Origin of the sequence: Hydrococcus rivularis NIES-593, from assembly GCF_001904635.1 — a bacterium.
In the GTDB taxonomy this organism is placed as follows: Bacteria; Cyanobacteriota; Cyanobacteriia; order Cyanobacteriales; family Microcystaceae; genus Hydrococcus; species Hydrococcus rivularis.
On the sequence record NZ_MRCB01000009.1, the window covers coordinates 46,692 to 64,401 of the forward strand.

The following is a 17,710-nucleotide window of genomic DNA, read 5'->3' on the forward strand; positions in this document are numbered from 1 at the left end:
CGTTATGCGCGTCGAGGATATATTGAAAAGGATGTGGTTTTGCCTGCTCTTGGCAAAACCGAGAGCATCTGTCCAAGTCCGGGATGAGTCGTGCGAGTTTAATCGTTGAAATGGTCGATAATGGCTTGAGCAAACTCAGAACATTTTAAGGGAGGGTCAACTGCCGGGATCATTAAGCGAGCTAGGTCGTAGGTAACTTGTCGATTGGCGATCGCTCCCCCAATACCTTTCTTAATCAAATCGGCAGCTTCCTGCCAGCCCATATACTCTAGCATCATCACGCCAGAAAGAATTAGCGACCCCGGATTAATTCTATCGAGTCCCGCATGTTTGGGTGCCGTTCCGTGGGTGGCTTCAAAAATCGCGCAATTATCTCCAATATTGGCTCCCGGTCCCATGCCTAAGCCGCCAACAATAGCTGCCGCCGCATCGGAGAGGTAATCTCCGTTTAAGTTCATGGTCGCGAGGATGGAATATTCGTCCGGTCGGGTTTGAATTTGTTGGAAAATGCTATCGGCAATGCGATCGTTGACCATAACCTTGTCTTTCCACTGGCGATTGCCGTGAGTGTCCCAAATAGAATCGAGGACGGTTTTAACTTCCTCGATTATTTCTGCTCGTTTTTCCGTGGTCATGGCATCAAATCCCGGATCGATCGCGCGCGCATTTTCTTCGATGGAGAGGTCGGGATTTTTCTCCTTATTGCTCAAAATCCACGATTCTCTCTCCGTCACGCAGACTTCTCTGAACTCGGTAGTTGCCAGTTCGTAACCCCAATCCCGAAAGGCTCCTTCGGTATATTTCATGATATTGCCCTTGTGTACCAGGGTTACCATCTGTTTGTGTTTGGGAAGCCGCAAAGCGTGTTCGATCGCGCGGCGCACCAAACGCTGAGAGCCGGTTTTACTGATGGGTTTGATGCCAATGCCCGAATCTAGGCGAATTCGCTTTTTGCCGTGTTCTGGAGTTGCAGGAATCAGTTCTGTATTGAGATAGTGAATGAGTTTATCAGCAATTTCACTTCCCTGTTGCCATTCAATTCCCAAATAAATATCCTCGGTATTTTCTCGATAAATAATGACATCCAGTTTTTCTGGATGTAAGTGAGGAGAAGGCGTTCCCGTGTAGTAGCGACAGGGACGGACGCAAGCATAAAGGTCGAAAATTTGCCGCAGAGCTACATTGAGAGAACGAACGCCCCCGCCAATGGGAGTCGTCAAGGGACCTTTAATGGCGATGCCGTATTCTCTGATGGCAGTAAGACTATCTTCCGGCAAATATTGATAAGTTCCGTATTTCTCGCAAGCTTCGTCGCCTACATAAATTTTGAACCAATTGATTTTGCGCTCGTCATCGTAAGCTGCTTTCACCGCTGCATCGATGACTTTCTGGGCAGCGGGCCAGATATCAACCCCAATTCCGTCGCCGCGAATGAAAGGAATGATGGGATCGTCGGGAACGATGGGTTTGCCGTCGACAAAGGTAATGCGAGAACCAGTCGTAGGAGGAGCAATCTTTTCGTACATAAGCTTAACATTTCAGATTTGGATACTCACCGATAACATAATTGTTTCCCCCGATCGCACAAAAAGCAGCGACTCGTTAGGCTTTTCTTAAGACTAAACCAGATTTCATGACATTGCGATCGACTAGAAGAAGTCTAATATTCTATAACAGATGGCAGGGGATTGGGAGAGCGGGAGAGAAAAAATGACTAACGACCAATCTAATGGCTGGTCACTGGTAACCGATCGCCGATCGGTGCTATTAGTATTAAAAGCACCAGTCAACAAGCGATCGTTTCATGAGCGACCAGCACAATTCCTCAGCTCAAGGTACCATCGACGATCTCGACCGATTAGCCAGCCAGCTTCAGTCAGAGTCAGAGAAAAACCAACTCCAAATCGTTTCCCAACTCATCAATGGGGGCGATCGCGGTTTAACAGTCTTGATGGAGTTTTTACAATCCCGTCAGTCCAATCCCCTCGATCTGGCTGTGGGTAAAGCTTATCAAATTCTTTATCGAATCGATACCCCAAAAACTCAGGAATTTTTACAAACCTATTTTCCTGAAGGGCTAGTTCCCCTAAAATCCGATCGCGACATCGATTATCGGCTGCTGCAACATTTACTCGCTCAGCAGGATTTTCAAGCCGCTGACAGCCTCACTCGACAAAAACTCTGCGAATTAGCAGGCGAAGCAGCCATCAAAAGAAAATGGCCCTACTTCACCGAAGTCGAACGATTTCCCGCGCCAGATTTATATACGCTCAATTCCCTGTGGTGGGTTTACTCGGAAGGAAAATTTGGTTTTTCGGTACAGCGTCGGATTTGGTTGTCTGTCGGTAAAGATTTCTCAAAACTATGGCCAAAAATCGGCTGGAAAAAAGGTAACAACTGGACTCAGTATCCCAACGAATTCATTTGGGATCTCAGCGCACCCCCAGGACACCTCCCCTTGCTAAATCAACTGCGCGGAGTACGAGTTACGGCATCGCTATTTTCTCATCCAGTTTGGTCGCAATGGAATCAGTAATCGATGACGGGGAAATCGGAGAGATATTGGCTTCTGTTTTCCAGTCCCTTCGGATTATTTTGGTTAAAGTTCTCTTATAAAAAAAGAGCTTTTGTGCGCCTAAAAAAATTTTTCAAAAATTTCGCCTCTGGATGTTCGTTATGAACTCGGTTAGGGAATTTTAGGAGTAGCAGAAAAGAAATGTCTTAGTTGTCTGAGTTCTTTCTGTCGGCGCGTACTTGTTGCCGATAGAAAGTCAATTGGCAACCGAGAATTTCCCATAAAAAAATTTCCAAAACCAAGCCGAGCGAGATTAATAAGAAATTAGTAAAGCAATGGCAAGCAGTAGATTCGGGGGCGCGAGTCAGCATGAAGAATTCAACCAATAGGCTCTTTTGTCGTTTAGATGGTCTGATCCCAGAAGTGCGCGAACAACAACGGGTTGCGACCTTGAAAAGCTTAGGCTTACTGGAAGCGGGCTCGGTTCCAGTTTTCGATGAAGCGATTCAAACCGCTGCTCGCTTTCTCGAAGTGCCGATTTGCGTTCTCAGCTTAATGGTAAGCGATCGCGTCTGGTTCAAGTCAGCCGTTGGCTTGTCGAGTCTCGGATTGATGAATGAGTTAGCATTCACCCGAAAGCTCCCGAAAGAGGAAGCTTTCTGCACTTATGTCGTCGATAGTCAGCAAAATTTGGTCGCCAACGATATTCTGAGCGAGCCAGTGCTTGCCAACAGCATTCTGGCGCAACATTATGGGATTCGAGCCTATTTGGGGACTCCCCTGATTACTGCGGAAGGACAATGTATTGGCGCGCTCGCCGTTATGGATTTAGTGCCGCGACAGTTCTCCCCCAGAGACATAGAATTTTTGGCACTGAGCGCTCGCTGGTGCTTGAGAGAATTTGAACGCGAGCATCTGCTTAAAAGACAGCCCTCTCAAGCTCAAGTTAAGCAATGGCTATCTCTGGAGCGACACTCAGAAGCCGAACGCTTGGAAGTGGCGAACGACTCGAAAAAAGAAACCGTTAATGCTGCTAGCATCCTCACATCTACCCATGCCATTAAACTCAAATTGCTCGGTCAACTCACCGAGGCACTCCGAACCCCGCTTACTTCTGTGATTGGGATGGCAAGCGTGTTAATTGACGAAGTTTTCGGGACTTTGACCAATAAGCAAAAAGAATACCTGCAAATCATCCACAATAGCGGGCAGCAGATCAACACGTTGGTCAATGAGATCCTCAAACTAGGAGTCGTCGAAGAGAACGCCGCGCAACTCAAGATAGCTCCCGTCAATGTAGAAATGCTTTGCCAGCAGGTCATCAATAGCTTAACCGAAGTCGCCAAACAAAAACGTCAAGAACTTCGCTTGTCGATCGAACCGGGAAGGCGTATTTGGTCTTTAGATAAAGATAAGGTTCAGCAAGCCCTCTACTTTCTGGTCGCTAGCATCATTGAATCTTCCGAAGCCGGAAGCGAAGTTCGGATTCACTTCTCTCGCAGAAGCGAAACTCTTAATATCGCGGTTTGGGTTTCTCATCCGTGGTTGGGCGATGGCTTACCGCAGGTAAAACTGCCCGCTTTACCCGGTGTTAATGGCGTTTCTGCGGCAGATGAAACTTTCTCGGCGATCGCACAGTCTTCTACGATTGACTGTCAACTGAGCGATCGCGTTTCAATCGCGCATCTGGAGGAATCCGCACTCAAGCAAGTCAAGGAAAGCGTACAAAATGGCGATAATAATAATCCCCAAAAATTCTTGGGATTGATTCTCGGTTGTCATCTAGCCGAAAGCCATGGGGGTAAAATCGCCATCCAAGGTTCCTCGGAATCGGGTTATCGCTATGTATTGATGTTGCCAAAAATCTCGGCACAGGAAAATGAGTTAGAAAATTCCTAGCTCTCTATGACTTGAAGTTAGCAAGATGATGTTAGTGTATGTTCAGTTGACGGTTATAGAAACGAACTGATACCTAACTCAATAGATGAATTCTGTTTGGCAACGACTGACACTTTCGGATTTACCCATATCCCAATGGAGAGTGGCAAGCTATTTCTATCGTCTGGTGGGTGCCCTGGGGCAATGGCGCGAGGGTAGCTGGCTGCTACAATGGGCAGATCCCCTCGGTGCCGTGTTAATCAGTCTCGTGTTAGTTTTGGCTCCTTTTGTTCCCAATCCTCTAATTGGGGTTCTGCTAGTTGCGGCTGGCGCATACTGGGTGCTGTTAACGCTCTCGGAAAATGGCAAACCAGGAATTACGCCAATTCATTTATTAGTGTTGCTGTATTGGGGAATTGCAGCAGTAGCGGTCGCTTTCTCTCCTGTCAAGGCTCAGGCTTTTTCGGGTTGGCTCAAGCTGACGCTATATTTGCTGATGTTTGCACTCTCAGCTAGAGTGTTGCGATCGCCGCGACTAACTTCTTGGATTACGACTATCTTTCTCCTCGTCGCCCTAGTCGTTAGTATCTATGGAGTTCGGCAGCAATTTTTTGGAGCAGAACAGTTGGCAACCTGGAACGATCCAACTTCTCCGTTTGCCGACGATCCGAGAGTTTATAGCTATCTGGGCAATCCTAACCTGCTCGCTAGCTATCTCCTACCCGCGATCGCTTTGAGCGCAGCAGCTATCTTTGCTTGGCAAGGATGGTTGCCAAAAGCCTTAGCTGCAACGATGTTTATTGTCAATTCTGCCTGTTTGTATTTCACTGACAGTCGCGGCGGCTGGATTGGCATGGTGTTTCTGATCGCGGCATTTTTGCTGCTGCTATACGTTTGGTTTAGAAGCCGCTTTTCTCCGTTCTGGCGAATATGGTTGCTGCCAATAGTGTTTGGCACTTTAGCGGCATTGCTGTTCGTAGCCTTCCTATTTGTAGAACCATTGCGTTTTAGGGTTTTGAGTATTTTTGCCGGGCGACAAGACAGCAGTAACAATGTTCGCCTCAATGTTTGGCTAGCTGCTATCGATATGATCCGCGATCGCCCGCTCATCGGCATCGGACCGGGTAACGAGGCATTTAATAGAATTTATCCTTTGTATATGCGGACTCGCTACAGCGCTTTGAGTGCTTATTCCGTTTTTCTCGATACAGCCGTAGAAACTGGGTTAATCGGGTTGAGCTGTCTGTTGTGGTTAATTGCGGTGACGGTCGATCGAGGAGTTTCTCAAATTCGACGTTTGCAAGCCAAAGGCGATCCTCAGGGATTTTGGCTAATAGGCGCGATCGCAGGCATGGCAGGTATCCTGGCTCATGGGGCTGTCGATACCGTTTTTCATCGCCCTGAAGTCAATACGCTTTGGTGGTTGATGGTAGCAATTATTGCTGGCAAATTGGCAGCAGAAACAGAAGATGGCGCTGGAGAAGTCAAGGAAGTAGAAGGATATGAGGTAATAAAGGGATAAGGGAGACTGGGTACTGTACGGGCGGGTTTTTAACAGCAACTGTGGGTAAATATCTCACGTTTTTAGATCGACCCGCCCCTACTAACTAATCCCCAATGACTAATGACAAAGGACAAACAACATTGGTTATTGGTCACTAATAAGTGTTTAAGCCGCTGCTACTGTTTCTAGAAGGGGCTTCCAACTAAAAGTGCGATCGCCGCCTCTTTCCAGTATTATCTTCAGGCGGGGGTCTTGTTTGGGCAGGTTGGCTAAATATTCTACTTCGGCACGGGATAAAATATGCCCTTCAATAATCCACAAAACTAAGCCCTTAGACTTAGGCGGTAGGGTTTCGAGTTGGTAGCTGGCAATCGGCGGAACGTAGTAAACTAGACCGACGGCGGCTTCTCTACCGATAGTTTTTTTGCCCAGGTGAGGCGGACGAACACCGTGTACGCCCGTTAAATAGACTCCTACATCTCCCAGTCCTCTAGCCGTCATAGATAGCGTTACGTAGCCCGCAGCCCGCAGTCGCCGTTGATAGCGTCCTTCAAATCCTCCTTCTAGTGGAACGTAAACTCCCAATGCGCCTGACTTTTCTAAATCGCGAATGAATGCTTTGCCCGTGGTAATAAGTGCCATATCTACAGGTGAATTTTATTAACACTTTCTGTTAACGATTATAAAGTTGAACGGTTCGACAAATATCCTTCTATTAAAAAGTCAGATGCAATCGCCCTCATGGTCACTCTCTCCAATTGCAGTGCCTCAGTCATCCGTTCTAGTCCCAAATCTCCTACCGGAGAAGGGGCTGTCTGACCGCCGATAATTTTGGGAGCAATAAATGCCATAATTTTCTGAATGGTCTGTTGAGCGATCGCTTCGGCTGCTAGAGTCCCGCCGCACTCCCAGAGAACGCTCGATAATCCGCGATCGTAGAGATACTTCACGACTGATAAAGGCGATAGCAACTCTATTTCTACTACCTCAACTCCCTTGGTTAACAACTGTTTTTGCAGTTCTGGGTTACTTCCCACCTCTGTAAAGACTAGGGTAGCAGCCTCGTCAGTATTCCAGAGATTCGCTTGTTCGGGTAAATTAAGACGACGGCTCATGACCACCCGCAAGGGATTGTGAGCAGCGACTTGATGAGTCGTCAGATAGGGATTGTCTTGGCGGACTGTATTGCCCCCGACAATCACTGCATCGCACGCGGAGCGCACTTGATACACCAAATGGCGAGATTCTTTGCCTGTCACCCAAGCGCTGTGTCCCGTCGTTGCTGCAATTTTGCCATCCAGGGTCATGGCGTATTTCAAGATTCCAAATGGTCTTTTGTAGAGCGTTCGATGCACAAATGCTTCGTTTAATTGGCGACAGGCTTCCTCTTCGACTCCCACGATGACCTCAATTCCCGCACGCTTAAGCCGTTCGATGCCGCCGCCAGCAACCCGGGGATCGGGATCGACCATACCGACAACGACTTTTGCCACGCCAGCCGCTATCAGCGCTTCGGTACAGGGAGGGGTGCGTCCGTGGTGATTGCACGGTTCTAAGTTGACGTAAATCGTCGCGCCTTTGGCAAGTTCTTCTGCTTCTCGTAGGGCAAACACTTCCGCGTGAGGTTGACCGGCTTTAGGGTGAAATCCTTTGCCGACAATTTTGCCATCTCGGACGATTATCGCACCGACCATAGGATTGGGAGATGTTTTCCCGATAGCTTTACGGGCAAGTTGCAGACATTGCTGCATCATCTGGCGATCGAAGGAGTTTCCAATAGCGGGCGACTGAAAGTTTGATTGATAGCTCATCGAACAGGTTGTTTGTTTGAGGTAGACTGTTAATTTTTTTTAAGAAAAACTCTCTGACTTTATAAATATTTGGTGAAAATATTAAGTATTTAAATTGCACGGGCAAGGGTCAAAAAATTGGGTTAATTTCCTTTTTTAAGTCTATTTTGCTCTGTATCGGTTTAGATTTAATAGACAAATTGAAGTGCTTAACGATTGTAATGCACTTGGAGTCAGCAGGCGCGATCGCAAAAGCTTTAAATTCCAGACCAAAAATTGTATTGAAAGATACAGAAAGCAACCCTTAAAAAAATAAAGAATTTGAGAATTTCGACACTCAATCGAAACGACTTAAGAATGAGATACTCAGTCATCTTGACGCAATGTTGTAGTTATCTGTACAGTTGATTTTCTAAGACTGAAGGCTCGATAACAACAGCAAGTCAAGCGTAACTGTATAAAAGGTAGTAAAAATCTCTTCTCACCCAACTTAAAAGCTGCATTGTCGTTCGTTATGGCAAAAAGCTGCTTTTTGCTTAATTTCTCATAAATCCCCCTAAGTCAGTTGCACAAATCTAGTAACACCTAGCGATGATGTCTAAACACGCAATAAATCGAAAATCTCCTTCAACAAAAGGAAGGCAACGAGATTGGCAACAGCCCTCTAGTTCCCTATGGCTTGCGCCCTCGCTCGATTCTATCAAAACAATAACTCGATTTTTTTCTCCTTATTGGCTAGCTTGTATTCCTCTAGCAGCCGTTATTTTTGTCGTATGGAATGGTGCTGTTTCTGCCCAAGAAGCTGAAGGACCTACACCTGCGGACGTTCAGGTAGCGCTAAACACTATCTGGGTTTTAATAGCAGCGATTTTGGTGATCTTCATGAACGCCGGATTCGCCATGCTAGAAACTGGCTTTTGTCGTCAGAAGAATGCCGTCAACGTTCTCTCTAAAAACCTAATTGTTTTTGCACTGTCCACCATCTCCTTTTGGGTAACTGGGTTTTCCCTGATGTTTGCCAACATAGGCAATGGTTTTATCGGTGCGGGAGGCTGGTTCCTAAGCAGCAATAATGCTGAAACCTATGGAGTTCCAGGCGGTCTTCCCATAGCCGTTTTCTTCCTCTTCCAAGTTGCCTTTGCCGGAACTTCCGCAACGATTGTTTCTGGTGCTGTAGCTGAGAGAATTAAGTTCGTCGATTTCTTGATTTTTAGCTTGCTACTGGTCGGAGTTTCTTATCCGATTACCGGACACTGGGTCTGGGGCGGTGGCTGGCTGTCAGCATTAGGATTTAAAGATTTTGCTGGCTCGACTGTAGTACACGCCGTTGGCGGATGGGCAGCTTTGGTCGGTGCGGCTATTCTCGGACCGAGAGAAGGTAAATATAGAGATGGTCGTATCAATGCTATCCCAGGTCACAACATGAGTATTGCGACGCTGGGATGTTTGATTCTCTGGATTGGCTGGTTTGGATTCAATCCAGGCTCTCAGTTAGCAGTCGATGCAGCAGTGCCCTACATTGCAGTGACGACCAACCTGGCAGGCGCAGCAGGCGGGATTGCAGCTACCGTGACTTCTTGGGCCAAAGACGGCAAGCCAGATCTTTCTATGATTATCAACGGGGTTCTGGCTGGCTTGGTAGCGATTACTGCTGGCTGTGCATTTGTTTCCTATTGGGGCGCTTTCGTCATTGGAATTATCGCCGGCGTAATCGTCGTTTATTCAGTTGCTTTCTTCGATAACCTCAGAATTGACGATCCTGTCGGCGCTATCTCGGTTCACTTGGTTAACGGTACGTGGGGAACGCTGGCTGTAGGATTGCTTGCCGACCCCAACATCCCAATAGCACTACCAGAAAATCCTGTAACGGGATTGTTCTATGGCGGAGTCAATCAACTGATTAATCAGCTCATTGGTATTGTGGGGGTTGGACTGTTTACGGCTGTCTTTAGTGCTGTGGTTTGGATGATTCTGAAAGCCGTATTCGGCTTGCGCGTCAGCCTTGAAGAAGAAATCAATGGCTTGGATATTGGCGAACACGGGATGGAGGCTTACAGTGGTTTTGTCAAGGAATCTGACGTATTAGTAGGCAGCCGTGCTAGTGGAATCAGCGAGGTAGATCTTGCCAGCCGTTCGGAAGGTATCGGAAAGTAAAATCATCCCCAAAAAATTCTTATCGGAATTGCTGTCAAAAGCGATCCAGTTTCTCTAAATAAATCAAAAAAACAGGGAAAAGACTCAGGGAAAATTTATATCAGTTTTTAAAAATCCCTTTGCTCTTTTCCTTATTTAATTTCAATTGAATCTATTTTAATGATCCTACTACGAGATCGGAAAACTTTGAATAAAATTTGATTATATTTTTTCAAAAGAGTTATTATTCCAATTACAATTTATATCTTCTTTTTTGATTTTTAAGACTTTTTCTTCATTCTCATCCAGCCATTGTCGGCATTGTATTCTTAAATTCATCTTTATTTTTTCTATTTCTTTATCTGTATTATTTTGTGCTATGATTGCTCGCGAAACCATAGTAAAAGCAAACACAAATGAAAACAATACAGCATTAATTACTAAAACCTGATTTAATAAATTAGGTTTTCTTGCCATTGTTTGGGTTAAAAGGTTTTGTGGTCTTACATTTATATAATTCCCGAAAACCTTACATAAAATATCAATCTGGTTTTTAAAAAATTTTTTCTCTAATTTTTAAGTCATTAGATCTAAAAAAATAATTAACAAAATGAAATTACGATTGTCGTTAGTTTATTGCAGCAAACTATAAAAAATAAACCATCAAAAACGACCTTACAAATCTGAATTTTTAACTGTTTCTGGAACGCTAACAGGAGAAATTTTAGCGATCGCTCTCAAATTTTGGCAGCGAATTAATTCAGTGAAATTCAAGCTGGGACGACCTTCTAGTTCGGCAACGGCTTCTATGGCAGAAAGTAAACTTTGAGCGGCTTCTACTTCTGTATAACCGCGTCTGAGAGCAACTTTAATCGCCGCTTCATCAGCATCTAATTCTCGTTGGACGCTTCGGTTGCTGCGCCAGATTTGGTTAGCCGCGATCGCGGTTAATCCACCCGCTACAATCATACCAACTGCATCTCCCTGTATCAGTTCGACAGCGACTCCTGCCAGTCCTGCTAGCGCGATGCCTTGATAGACGTCTGGTTTAAACCATTTAATCCCAGTTAAGATACTGACCGATCGCAGTATGAGTAAATCCCTCTGGGATTGAGACAACCGCCGCCACAAATCGAAGTTGATGTAAATTGGTCGATTATCTCGATTCCAAGGCATCGGAAACGGCGTGTCGATTACCTTTGACTGCTGGGGCTTGCTGACGATTTTGGTCAGCATGCGTCCCGATGCAGGCATCATATCCAGTAGGCGACCGATCTCGGATTCTAGACTCATTAGCTTGCGGTCTGTTGACCGTTGTTTCTCATCGATTATTGAGTATAATGGCTTTCCGAAGTAATATCTTTATGCCAGCAAGTCTCTAAAATCTGGCAGATTTGCAATCTATATTTCTTGGTGAGAAATGCGGAATCTTGGCGATCAACTTAGCTAAGATCGGTAATTTCCCTGAATTGCTCATACCAACGTAGGGGCAAGGCTGCTTTGCCCCTACTGCAACGTTTCCAGGAGTTACGCACTCGACCTAATTTTGTCATTAGGAGCGACGTAAAGGACTCGGCATGACAGGTGACGGCGTAAGTTTTAGTTTCTATTCAATCGAAATCGACTGAGGACCGCTACCGTTACCAGAGGACGTATCTGTCGAGGAAAAAGTAGTAATGCCTTGTTTCTCTAGCCAGCTTTTGAGGGGATCTTCAGAAAGTTTGAGCCGCAGGATTCCGGATGCGAATCCGCCGAGAAAAGCAATTGGCTGTTTGGTCAGTTCTTCGATCGCGGGTTTTAGTTCGTCCAAAAACATTGTAAATCTCCTTTTGATCTGTCGCTTTCTATACGGGCACAAGTTTGACTTCTAACCCCTATAGTTAAATGTTAAGTTATTTGAAGTTAAGCTGCGTTTACATCTTCTAGGAATTCACACTATGTCTGCTAGTGAGAGAAAAGTAAAATCAATTAATCGGAGTTTGTTGATAGTTGTCTTGCTACTGGCGATCGCGCTTATCTGGATAGGAGTCAGAATCGCTTTTCCAGACAGTCCGACCCTATTTGCCGGAACGCGCCCTGATAATCTAGGGGTTAGTTCGGGAAAACTAGCGCCCTGTCCTAGTACGCCTAACTGTGTCAGCTCTCAAAGTGCCGATATCGAGCATTATATCGAGCCGCTTACCTATCAATCTAGCGCGACAGACGCGATCGCTAAGTTAAAAAATCTTATCGAAACTCAACAGAGAGCAAAACTGATTGCAGAAACTGGAAATTATCTCTACGCTGAATTTATGACTCGTTGGATGGGATTTGTCGATGACGTGGAATTCTATGCCAATGAAGAAGCGAAAAAGATCGAGGTGCGATCGGCTTCTCGTTTGGGAGAATCGGATTTAGGAGTAAATCGCCAGCGAATCGAAAGTATTAGAAATCTATTTAATCAAAGTTCAGATGAATAGAATACAATAATCTGTAGCAGGGTTATTTCATTCTGATTGCAGTTAACCAAGAAATGAATTTCTTGGCTCAAAATTTAAGTCCGTATTATAGGACTTAAGGGATTAGACAGAGAATTGATTCTCTGGCTTTCTTTTGGGACAACCTGTTAGATAAAATTTGTAAAAATATTAATATTTTTTTCGAAAATATCAGACAATTGTTATCTATTTTGGTAATCGATCTCACGGTTTTATGTAATATTTAATATATTTTTTAAAAAAATAGATTTTAAATCTATCTAAATCTAAAACCATCTTCAAACATTTTTATGCGAGCGATCGTGCAAACTTAATAGGCAAAATTTAAAAATTCTATCGTGTTTAATTTGTCAGGAGTTTCTGGATTAGCCGAACAAGATATTAGTAAAGTATCCTTTCAATATGGTACTTCTCTAAACGAAACCCGCATTCCTGGTAATCCTTCGACCACTCCATCCCCAGTTAGAGAGGTGCCAGAACCTAGCGCAACAGCAGCTATTGGTTTGCTTGCTCTTAGTTCATTGGGACTTCTTAAGAAAAAATCTCACGAGAGCAAAACTTCTGTTTAATATCGTTGGCAGAAATCCCTAAAATCCATCGATTCACTGTAGAGGCACGACAAGGATCGGTCTATACTATTAAGCATTCGATCGGTTACCAACAGAATAAACTAAGAATTTTTAAAAAAACCCTTTAGCTTATCGTCGGTTTTGGCATCGTTAAAGATAGTCCTGTTGAAGCGACCAAATAATCTGTCTCATGATACCTCGCCAAAACGTCCGTAACATAGGAATTTCTGCCCACATCGATGCCGGAAAAACGACCATTTCCGAACGAATACTTTTCTATACCGGAAAAATCCACAAGATCCATGAGGTGAAAGAAGGGGATGGCGAGGGGGCAACCATGGACTATATGGATTTAGAGAGGGAAAAAGGAATTACGATAACCTCAGCCGCAATTACCTGTTTTTGGAAAGATACCCAAATCAACCTCATCGATACTCCCGGACACGTAGACTTTACCATTGAAGTCGAGCGATCGCTGCGGGTTCTCGATGGAGCAATTATGGTACTCGATGGGGTTGCCGGAGTGCAATCCCAATCGTATACGGTAGACAGGCAGATGAAGCGCTATCGCGTCCCCCGGATCGCCTTTATCAACAAACTCGATCGCATCGGTGCCAATTCTTTCCGCGTCGTCGAAGCCATGCAGGAGAAATTAGGCTTAAATACCATTGTCTTACAATATCCTATCGGTTCGGAAGATGACTTTGAAGGGGTTATCGATCTTATTGAGATGAGAGCAAATTACTATGAAGGCGAGAATGGGGAACATCGAGTCAGCAAACCGATTCCCGAACATCTCAAGGCAGAGGCACAAGCAGCTAGGGAAAAGTTACTCGATCGCATCTCTATTCTCTCAGAAGAAATGACGGGCAAGTTGCTTGCAGAAGAAGAAGTTCCCAAGCAATTAATTTGGGATACCATTCGCCAGGGAACTTTGAGTCTAGAATTTACCCCTGTTCTAATAGGTTCGGCAATTAAAAATAAAGGCATACAAGATTTACTCGACGCCATTGCCCTTTATTTACCGTCTCCCATGGAAAGAGATGCGATCGCAGCAACCGATGTCTCGACCAATGAGCAAGTAAAGGTTTATCCCGAAGCTGATGCGCCAGTAGTAGCCCTAGCGTTTAAGCTAATCGAAGATGAATTCGGTCAACTGACCTATATTCGCCTCTATTCGGGAACCTTAAAACAAGGCGATCGCCTGTACAACAGCCGCACGCGAAAGCAAGTTCGCGTTAGTCGCTTGGTCAGAATCGAGGTCGATAAGCGCCAGGAACTCGAATCGGCTACCGTGGGAGAGATTGTTGGTTTGATTGGAGTAGATTGCGCCTCTGGCGATACTTTATGTTCTCCCGGCACAAATCTGTCCTTAGAGGGAATTTTCGTCCCCGAACCCGTAATTACAATTGCCATTACCCCAAAAAGTCAGGAAGATGTCGATCGCCTTAGTAAAGCACTGCGTCGCTTTGCCAAAGAAGATCCCACCTTGCGCGTCAGCAGCGATCCAGAGTCCAATAAAACCCTGCTCTCCGGCATGGGAGAATTGCACCTAGAAATTTACCTCGAACGAATGAAACGGGAATATCGCGCTGAAGTCTATGTCGGTGCGCCTGCCGTTGCCTATCGAGAAACGATTACCAAAGCTGCTAAATTTGATTACACGCTCAAAAAACAAACCGGAGGGGCAGGACAATACGCCCACGTCATAGGTCGTTTAGAACCTTGCCAAGAACCATTTTTATTTGAAAATCGCGTTGTGGGAGGAGCAATCCCAACGCAGTTTATCCCCGCTTGCGAACAAGGATTTCGCGATGCCTTGAGAACGGGATGGTTAAAAGGCTATCCCATTGTCAACGTAAAAGTTATTTTGGAGGGAGGGTCTTTCCATCCCATCGATTCGTCGGAAATGGCATTTCGCTTTGCTGCTAGAGAAGGTTTCGAGCAAGGATTTGCCAAGGCGAAACCGACAATTTTAGAACCGATGATGCTGTTAGAAGTAGAGACTCCCAGCGAATTTGTCGGTAAGATACAGGGGAAATTATTAGCCCGACGCGCCATGCTATTGGGTTCGGAAACGCGAGACAATTATGCCGTCCTTCGTGCCGAGGTTCCCATGGCAGAGATGTTTGGTTACTCGACCGAATTGCGATCGCTCTCGCAAGGAATGGCGACTTTCTCGATGGAGTTTGCCGAGTATCGACCATTGCCCGAAAATCTCATCGACGAGATTCGATAAAAAGCGATCTCGTCTAAATAACATCTTCTGCCAGTCAAGAAACATTAGCTCGAAATAACTTGGCTAGATGATAAGATTCTGTAACGGCATCATGCTGTTTGGCTGCCCGTTCGGCTCCTGCTTTGCCCATCATCTCCAAGCTGTCTACCGGCATCTGTAAAGCACTACGCATGGCAACCACTAGCTCGTTAACCGCTCCGGCTGGAACTAGCCAGCCGGATACCCCAGGCTCTACTAACTCAGGAATTCCAGCGACGTAGGTACTAATAACCGGACGACCTAGTGCTAAGGCTTCCATAATTACCACTGGCAGACCTTCAGCAAAACTCGGCAAAACCATTGCCTTAGCAGCGAGAATTTGCCGTCGAACCTCGGCGTTACTTGCCCAACCAGTAATCTCGATGCAATCTTGAAGACTGAGGCGAGCGATCGCTGTTTCAATCTGACCTCGTAGCAAACCATCGCCTACGAAAACTATCTTAAATGCCAAACCTTCTGCTGCTAGCTGACTGGCTGCTTCCAACAAAAGTAATTGTCCTTTTTGCTCGCACAGACGACCCACGCAGACTAGACGAGGTTCTTGGGGAATCGGCGTATGGGGAAGATTTAGAAATACATTATCGACACCGCAGCGGACAACGTGGATTTTTGACCATTGCTCGTAGTCGCACCACCGATAAAGTTGACTTTTACCAAAAGAACTGATAGCTACAACAAAAGCAGCTCGTTTGATTTTTTCTGGCAAAGCAATGGCGGCTACTTTATCAAATTCTTCTGGACCGTGAACTGTAAAGCTGTAAGGAGGTCCTCCCAAAGCATGACACAGCATTGCTACGGCGGTGGAGTCGGTGCCAAAGTGAGCGTGAACATGGGAGATCTCTATTTCAGAAAACCAACCTATCAAGACACACGCTTCTGCTAAATATGCCAGATGCCTGAATATGCCTCTTTCCGACCCCCAACCGATACTCAGGGTTAACCTCAGTCCGTTGACAAAAGCAATGGGATTGGCGATGGCAACGCGCAATAAACTAACGATTAGACCTGCGATTCCGACTCCCAAAATCATTCGAGTTTTTTCTAACTCCGCGCGATCGCTCTCGTCAACAAGTTCCTCGCTGCAAGTGCGAGGCGCAAACCGAGCCACTTGTATTCCCTGTGTTTCCAGTGCGATAATTTCCCGCCGGATAAAACTGTGACTGACCTTGGGATACTGATTGATTAAATAGGCAATTTTCATTCAATCTTTACTGGCAGCGATCGCTGCTATTAACGAGAGTGAAAGAGAAATTACTCTCGTATTTTATGGCGCGATCGCGGCAAGATTTTGATTCAACGCCAGCGGCAATCCGCATTGCCCGTGATGGCACAATAGGCGATCGCACAGAACCAATGCCATCATTGCTTCTACCATAGGAACGGCTCTCGGCACGACGCAGGGATCGTGTCTTCCTTTGGCTGCTAGCGTGGTTTCTTCGCCCGTTTGAGTGACGGTCCGCTGTTCTTTACCAATCGTAGCCGTCGGTTTGAAGGCAACCCGAATAATAATATTCTCGCCGTTGCTGATGCCTCCCTGAACGCCGCCCGAACGGTTGGTCGCCGTGCGAATCTCGCCGTTTTCATCGATGTAATATTCATCGTTGTGTTCGCTGCCAGTCAGAAGCGTTCCTGCAAACCCCGAACCAATTTCAAAGCCTTTGCTGGCGGGTAAGGACATTACCCCTTTTGCTAATTCTGCTTCTAATTTATCAAATACCGGATCTCCCAATCCTTTAGGAACGTTACGGGCGACGCATTCAACCACGCCGCCGATAGAATCTTTATCTCTTCTGGTTTGGTCAATTAAGTCAATCATTCGTTCGGCGCATTCTGGGTTGGGACAGCGGACGATATTGCTTTCTACTTGTTCGAGGGTAACGGTATTGGGATCGACGATCGCCTCTATATCTTTGATGCGCTTGACATAGCCGACGATTTCGACTCCGGCGGCAAGTTTGAGGATTTTCTTGGCGATTGCGCCTGCTGCTACTCGACCGATCGTTTCTCTAGCTGACGAACGTCCTCCTCCTTGCCAGTTGCGGATCCCATATTTCGCATCATAGGTGGCATCGGCATGGGAAGGACGGTATTTAACCGCTATTTCGTTGTAGTCCTGTGAACGGGCATCTTGATTGCGAACGAGAATGGCAATGGGCGTTCCCAGAGTTTTGCCTTCAAACACGCCAGAGAGAATTTCGCAGCTATCGCTTTCCCGACGGGGCGTAACGATTTTACTTTGTCCCGGTCGTCGGCGGTCTAACTCCTGTTGAATCTCTGCCTCCGAAATTTCCAGTCGCGGGGGACAGCCATCGATGACAACGCCAATTCCGCCACCGTGAGATTCTCCAAAAGTCGTAACCCGAAATAAATGCCCAAAGGTATTGCCCATATTTACGCGCGATCGCAAACAGACAACTTATTCTAACTCAAACTAATGACCAGATTTTCTGACTCTATCATCTGTTTGACAATTAAATAGATAACCCTAAATATAACCATGGATTTCTTCATAATTCTAAGCTTCCGTTCCAAGAGCTTGTTAGATCTTGTTGAGCGATCGCAAGCA

Annotated in this window: 15 protein-coding genes; 7 read left to right on the top strand and 8 right to left on the bottom strand. The window is 45.8% G+C overall.

Going from position 1 to position 17,710, the window contains the following annotated elements; translation table 11 throughout:
• Positions 1-98: 98 nt before the first annotated feature.
• The gene (locus NIES593_RS09630; RefSeq protein WP_073599377.1) at positions 99-1,526 is read right to left on the bottom strand and encodes an NADP-dependent isocitrate dehydrogenase; all 1,428 of its coding nucleotides are present in this window, start codon (positions 1,524-1,526) and stop codon (positions 99-101) included.
• A 278-nt stretch (positions 1,527-1,804) separates the two neighbouring features.
• On the opposite strand from NIES593_RS09630, the gene NIES593_RS09635 reads away from it, so the two are divergent.
• The 3 genes from NIES593_RS09635 to NIES593_RS09645 all read left to right on the top strand — a co-directional run bounded on the left by NIES593_RS09635 (position 1,805) and on the right by NIES593_RS09645 (position 5,915).
• On the top strand, positions 1,805-2,536 hold the full coding sequence (locus tag NIES593_RS09635; protein WP_073599378.1) for a GUN4 domain-containing protein: 732 nt from the start codon (positions 1,805-1,807) through the stop codon (positions 2,534-2,536).
• Positions 2,537-2,884: 348 nt separating this feature from the next.
• Positions 2,885-4,414, top strand: a complete 1,530-nt coding sequence (locus NIES593_RS09640) for a GAF domain-containing sensor histidine kinase (RefSeq protein ID WP_073599379.1) — start codon at positions 2,885-2,887, stop codon at positions 4,412-4,414.
• A gap of 85 nt (positions 4,415-4,499) precedes the next feature.
• Positions 4,500-5,915, top strand: a complete 1,416-nt coding sequence (locus NIES593_RS09645; RefSeq protein WP_073599380.1) for an IctB family putative bicarbonate transporter — start codon at positions 4,500-4,502, stop codon at positions 5,913-5,915.
• A gap of 147 nt (positions 5,916-6,062) precedes the next feature.
• Here NIES593_RS09645 and ndhN read toward each other — a convergent pair whose 3' ends face one another.
• On the bottom strand, positions 6,063-6,539 hold the full coding sequence (gene ndhN, locus NIES593_RS09650) for an NAD(P)H-quinone oxidoreductase subunit N (protein WP_073599381.1): 477 nt from the start codon (positions 6,537-6,539) through the stop codon (positions 6,063-6,065).
• Between the two features lie 38 nt (positions 6,540-6,577).
• A complete protein-coding gene (gene ribD, locus NIES593_RS09655) occupies positions 6,578-7,708 on the bottom strand; it encodes a bifunctional diaminohydroxyphosphoribosylaminopyrimidine deaminase/5-amino-6-(5-phosphoribosylamino)uracil reductase RibD (RefSeq protein WP_073599382.1) in 1,131 nt (376 codons plus the stop codon).
• A gap of 570 nt (positions 7,709-8,278) precedes the next feature.
• Here ribD and NIES593_RS09660 point away from each other — a divergent pair.
• On the top strand, positions 8,279-9,841 hold the full coding sequence (locus tag NIES593_RS09660) for an ammonium transporter (protein WP_217651862.1): 1,563 nt from the start codon (positions 8,279-8,281) through the stop codon (positions 9,839-9,841).
• A gap of 201 nt (positions 9,842-10,042) precedes the next feature.
• On the opposite strand, the gene NIES593_RS09665 is transcribed toward NIES593_RS09660, so the two are convergent.
• The 3 genes from NIES593_RS09665 to NIES593_RS09675 all read right to left on the bottom strand — a co-directional run bounded on the left by NIES593_RS09665 (position 10,043) and on the right by NIES593_RS09675 (position 11,636).
• Positions 10,043-10,297 carry a hypothetical protein gene (locus tag NIES593_RS09665; protein WP_073599384.1) on the bottom strand — a complete coding sequence of 85 codons (255 nt, stop codon included), beginning with the start codon at positions 10,295-10,297 and terminating at the stop codon, positions 10,043-10,045.
• Positions 10,298-10,495: 198 nt separating this feature from the next.
• Positions 10,496-11,113 (bottom strand): DUF3318 domain-containing protein, encoded by a 618-nt coding sequence (locus NIES593_RS09670; RefSeq protein ID WP_073599385.1) that lies wholly within the window; start codon positions 11,111-11,113, stop codon positions 10,496-10,498.
• 313 nt (positions 11,114-11,426) lie between these two features.
• Positions 11,427-11,636, bottom strand: coding sequence for a ssl0294 family protein (locus tag NIES593_RS09675; protein ID WP_073599386.1), 210 nt, complete (start codon positions 11,634-11,636; stop codon positions 11,427-11,429).
• Between the two features lie 121 nt (positions 11,637-11,757).
• Between NIES593_RS09675 and NIES593_RS09680 the strand changes: the two genes are divergently transcribed.
• The 3 genes from NIES593_RS09680 to fusA all read left to right on the top strand — a co-directional run bounded on the left by NIES593_RS09680 (position 11,758) and on the right by fusA (position 15,105).
• Positions 11,758-12,279 (top strand): DUF1499 domain-containing protein, encoded by a 522-nt coding sequence (locus NIES593_RS09680; protein ID WP_073599387.1) that lies wholly within the window; start codon positions 11,758-11,760, stop codon positions 12,277-12,279.
• A 356-nt stretch (positions 12,280-12,635) separates the two neighbouring features.
• The gene (locus tag NIES593_RS09685; RefSeq protein ID WP_073599388.1) at positions 12,636-12,866 is read left to right on the top strand and encodes a PEP-CTERM sorting domain-containing protein; all 231 of its coding nucleotides are present in this window, start codon (positions 12,636-12,638) and stop codon (positions 12,864-12,866) included.
• Between the two features lie 190 nt (positions 12,867-13,056).
• Positions 13,057-15,105, top strand: coding sequence for an elongation factor G (fusA, locus tag NIES593_RS09690; RefSeq protein WP_073599389.1), 2,049 nt, complete (start codon positions 13,057-13,059; stop codon positions 15,103-15,105).
• 34 nt (positions 15,106-15,139) lie between these two features.
• On the opposite strand, the gene NIES593_RS09695 is transcribed toward fusA, so the two are convergent.
• Entirely contained in the window at positions 15,140-16,345 is a 1,206-nt protein-coding gene (locus tag NIES593_RS09695; RefSeq protein WP_073599390.1) for a glycosyltransferase, read from the bottom strand.
• A gap of 63 nt (positions 16,346-16,408) precedes the next feature.
• The gene (aroC, locus tag NIES593_RS09700) at positions 16,409-17,533 is read right to left on the bottom strand and encodes a chorismate synthase (protein ID WP_073599391.1); all 1,125 of its coding nucleotides are present in this window, start codon (positions 17,531-17,533) and stop codon (positions 16,409-16,411) included.
• Between the last annotated feature and the right edge of the window lie 177 nt (positions 17,534-17,710).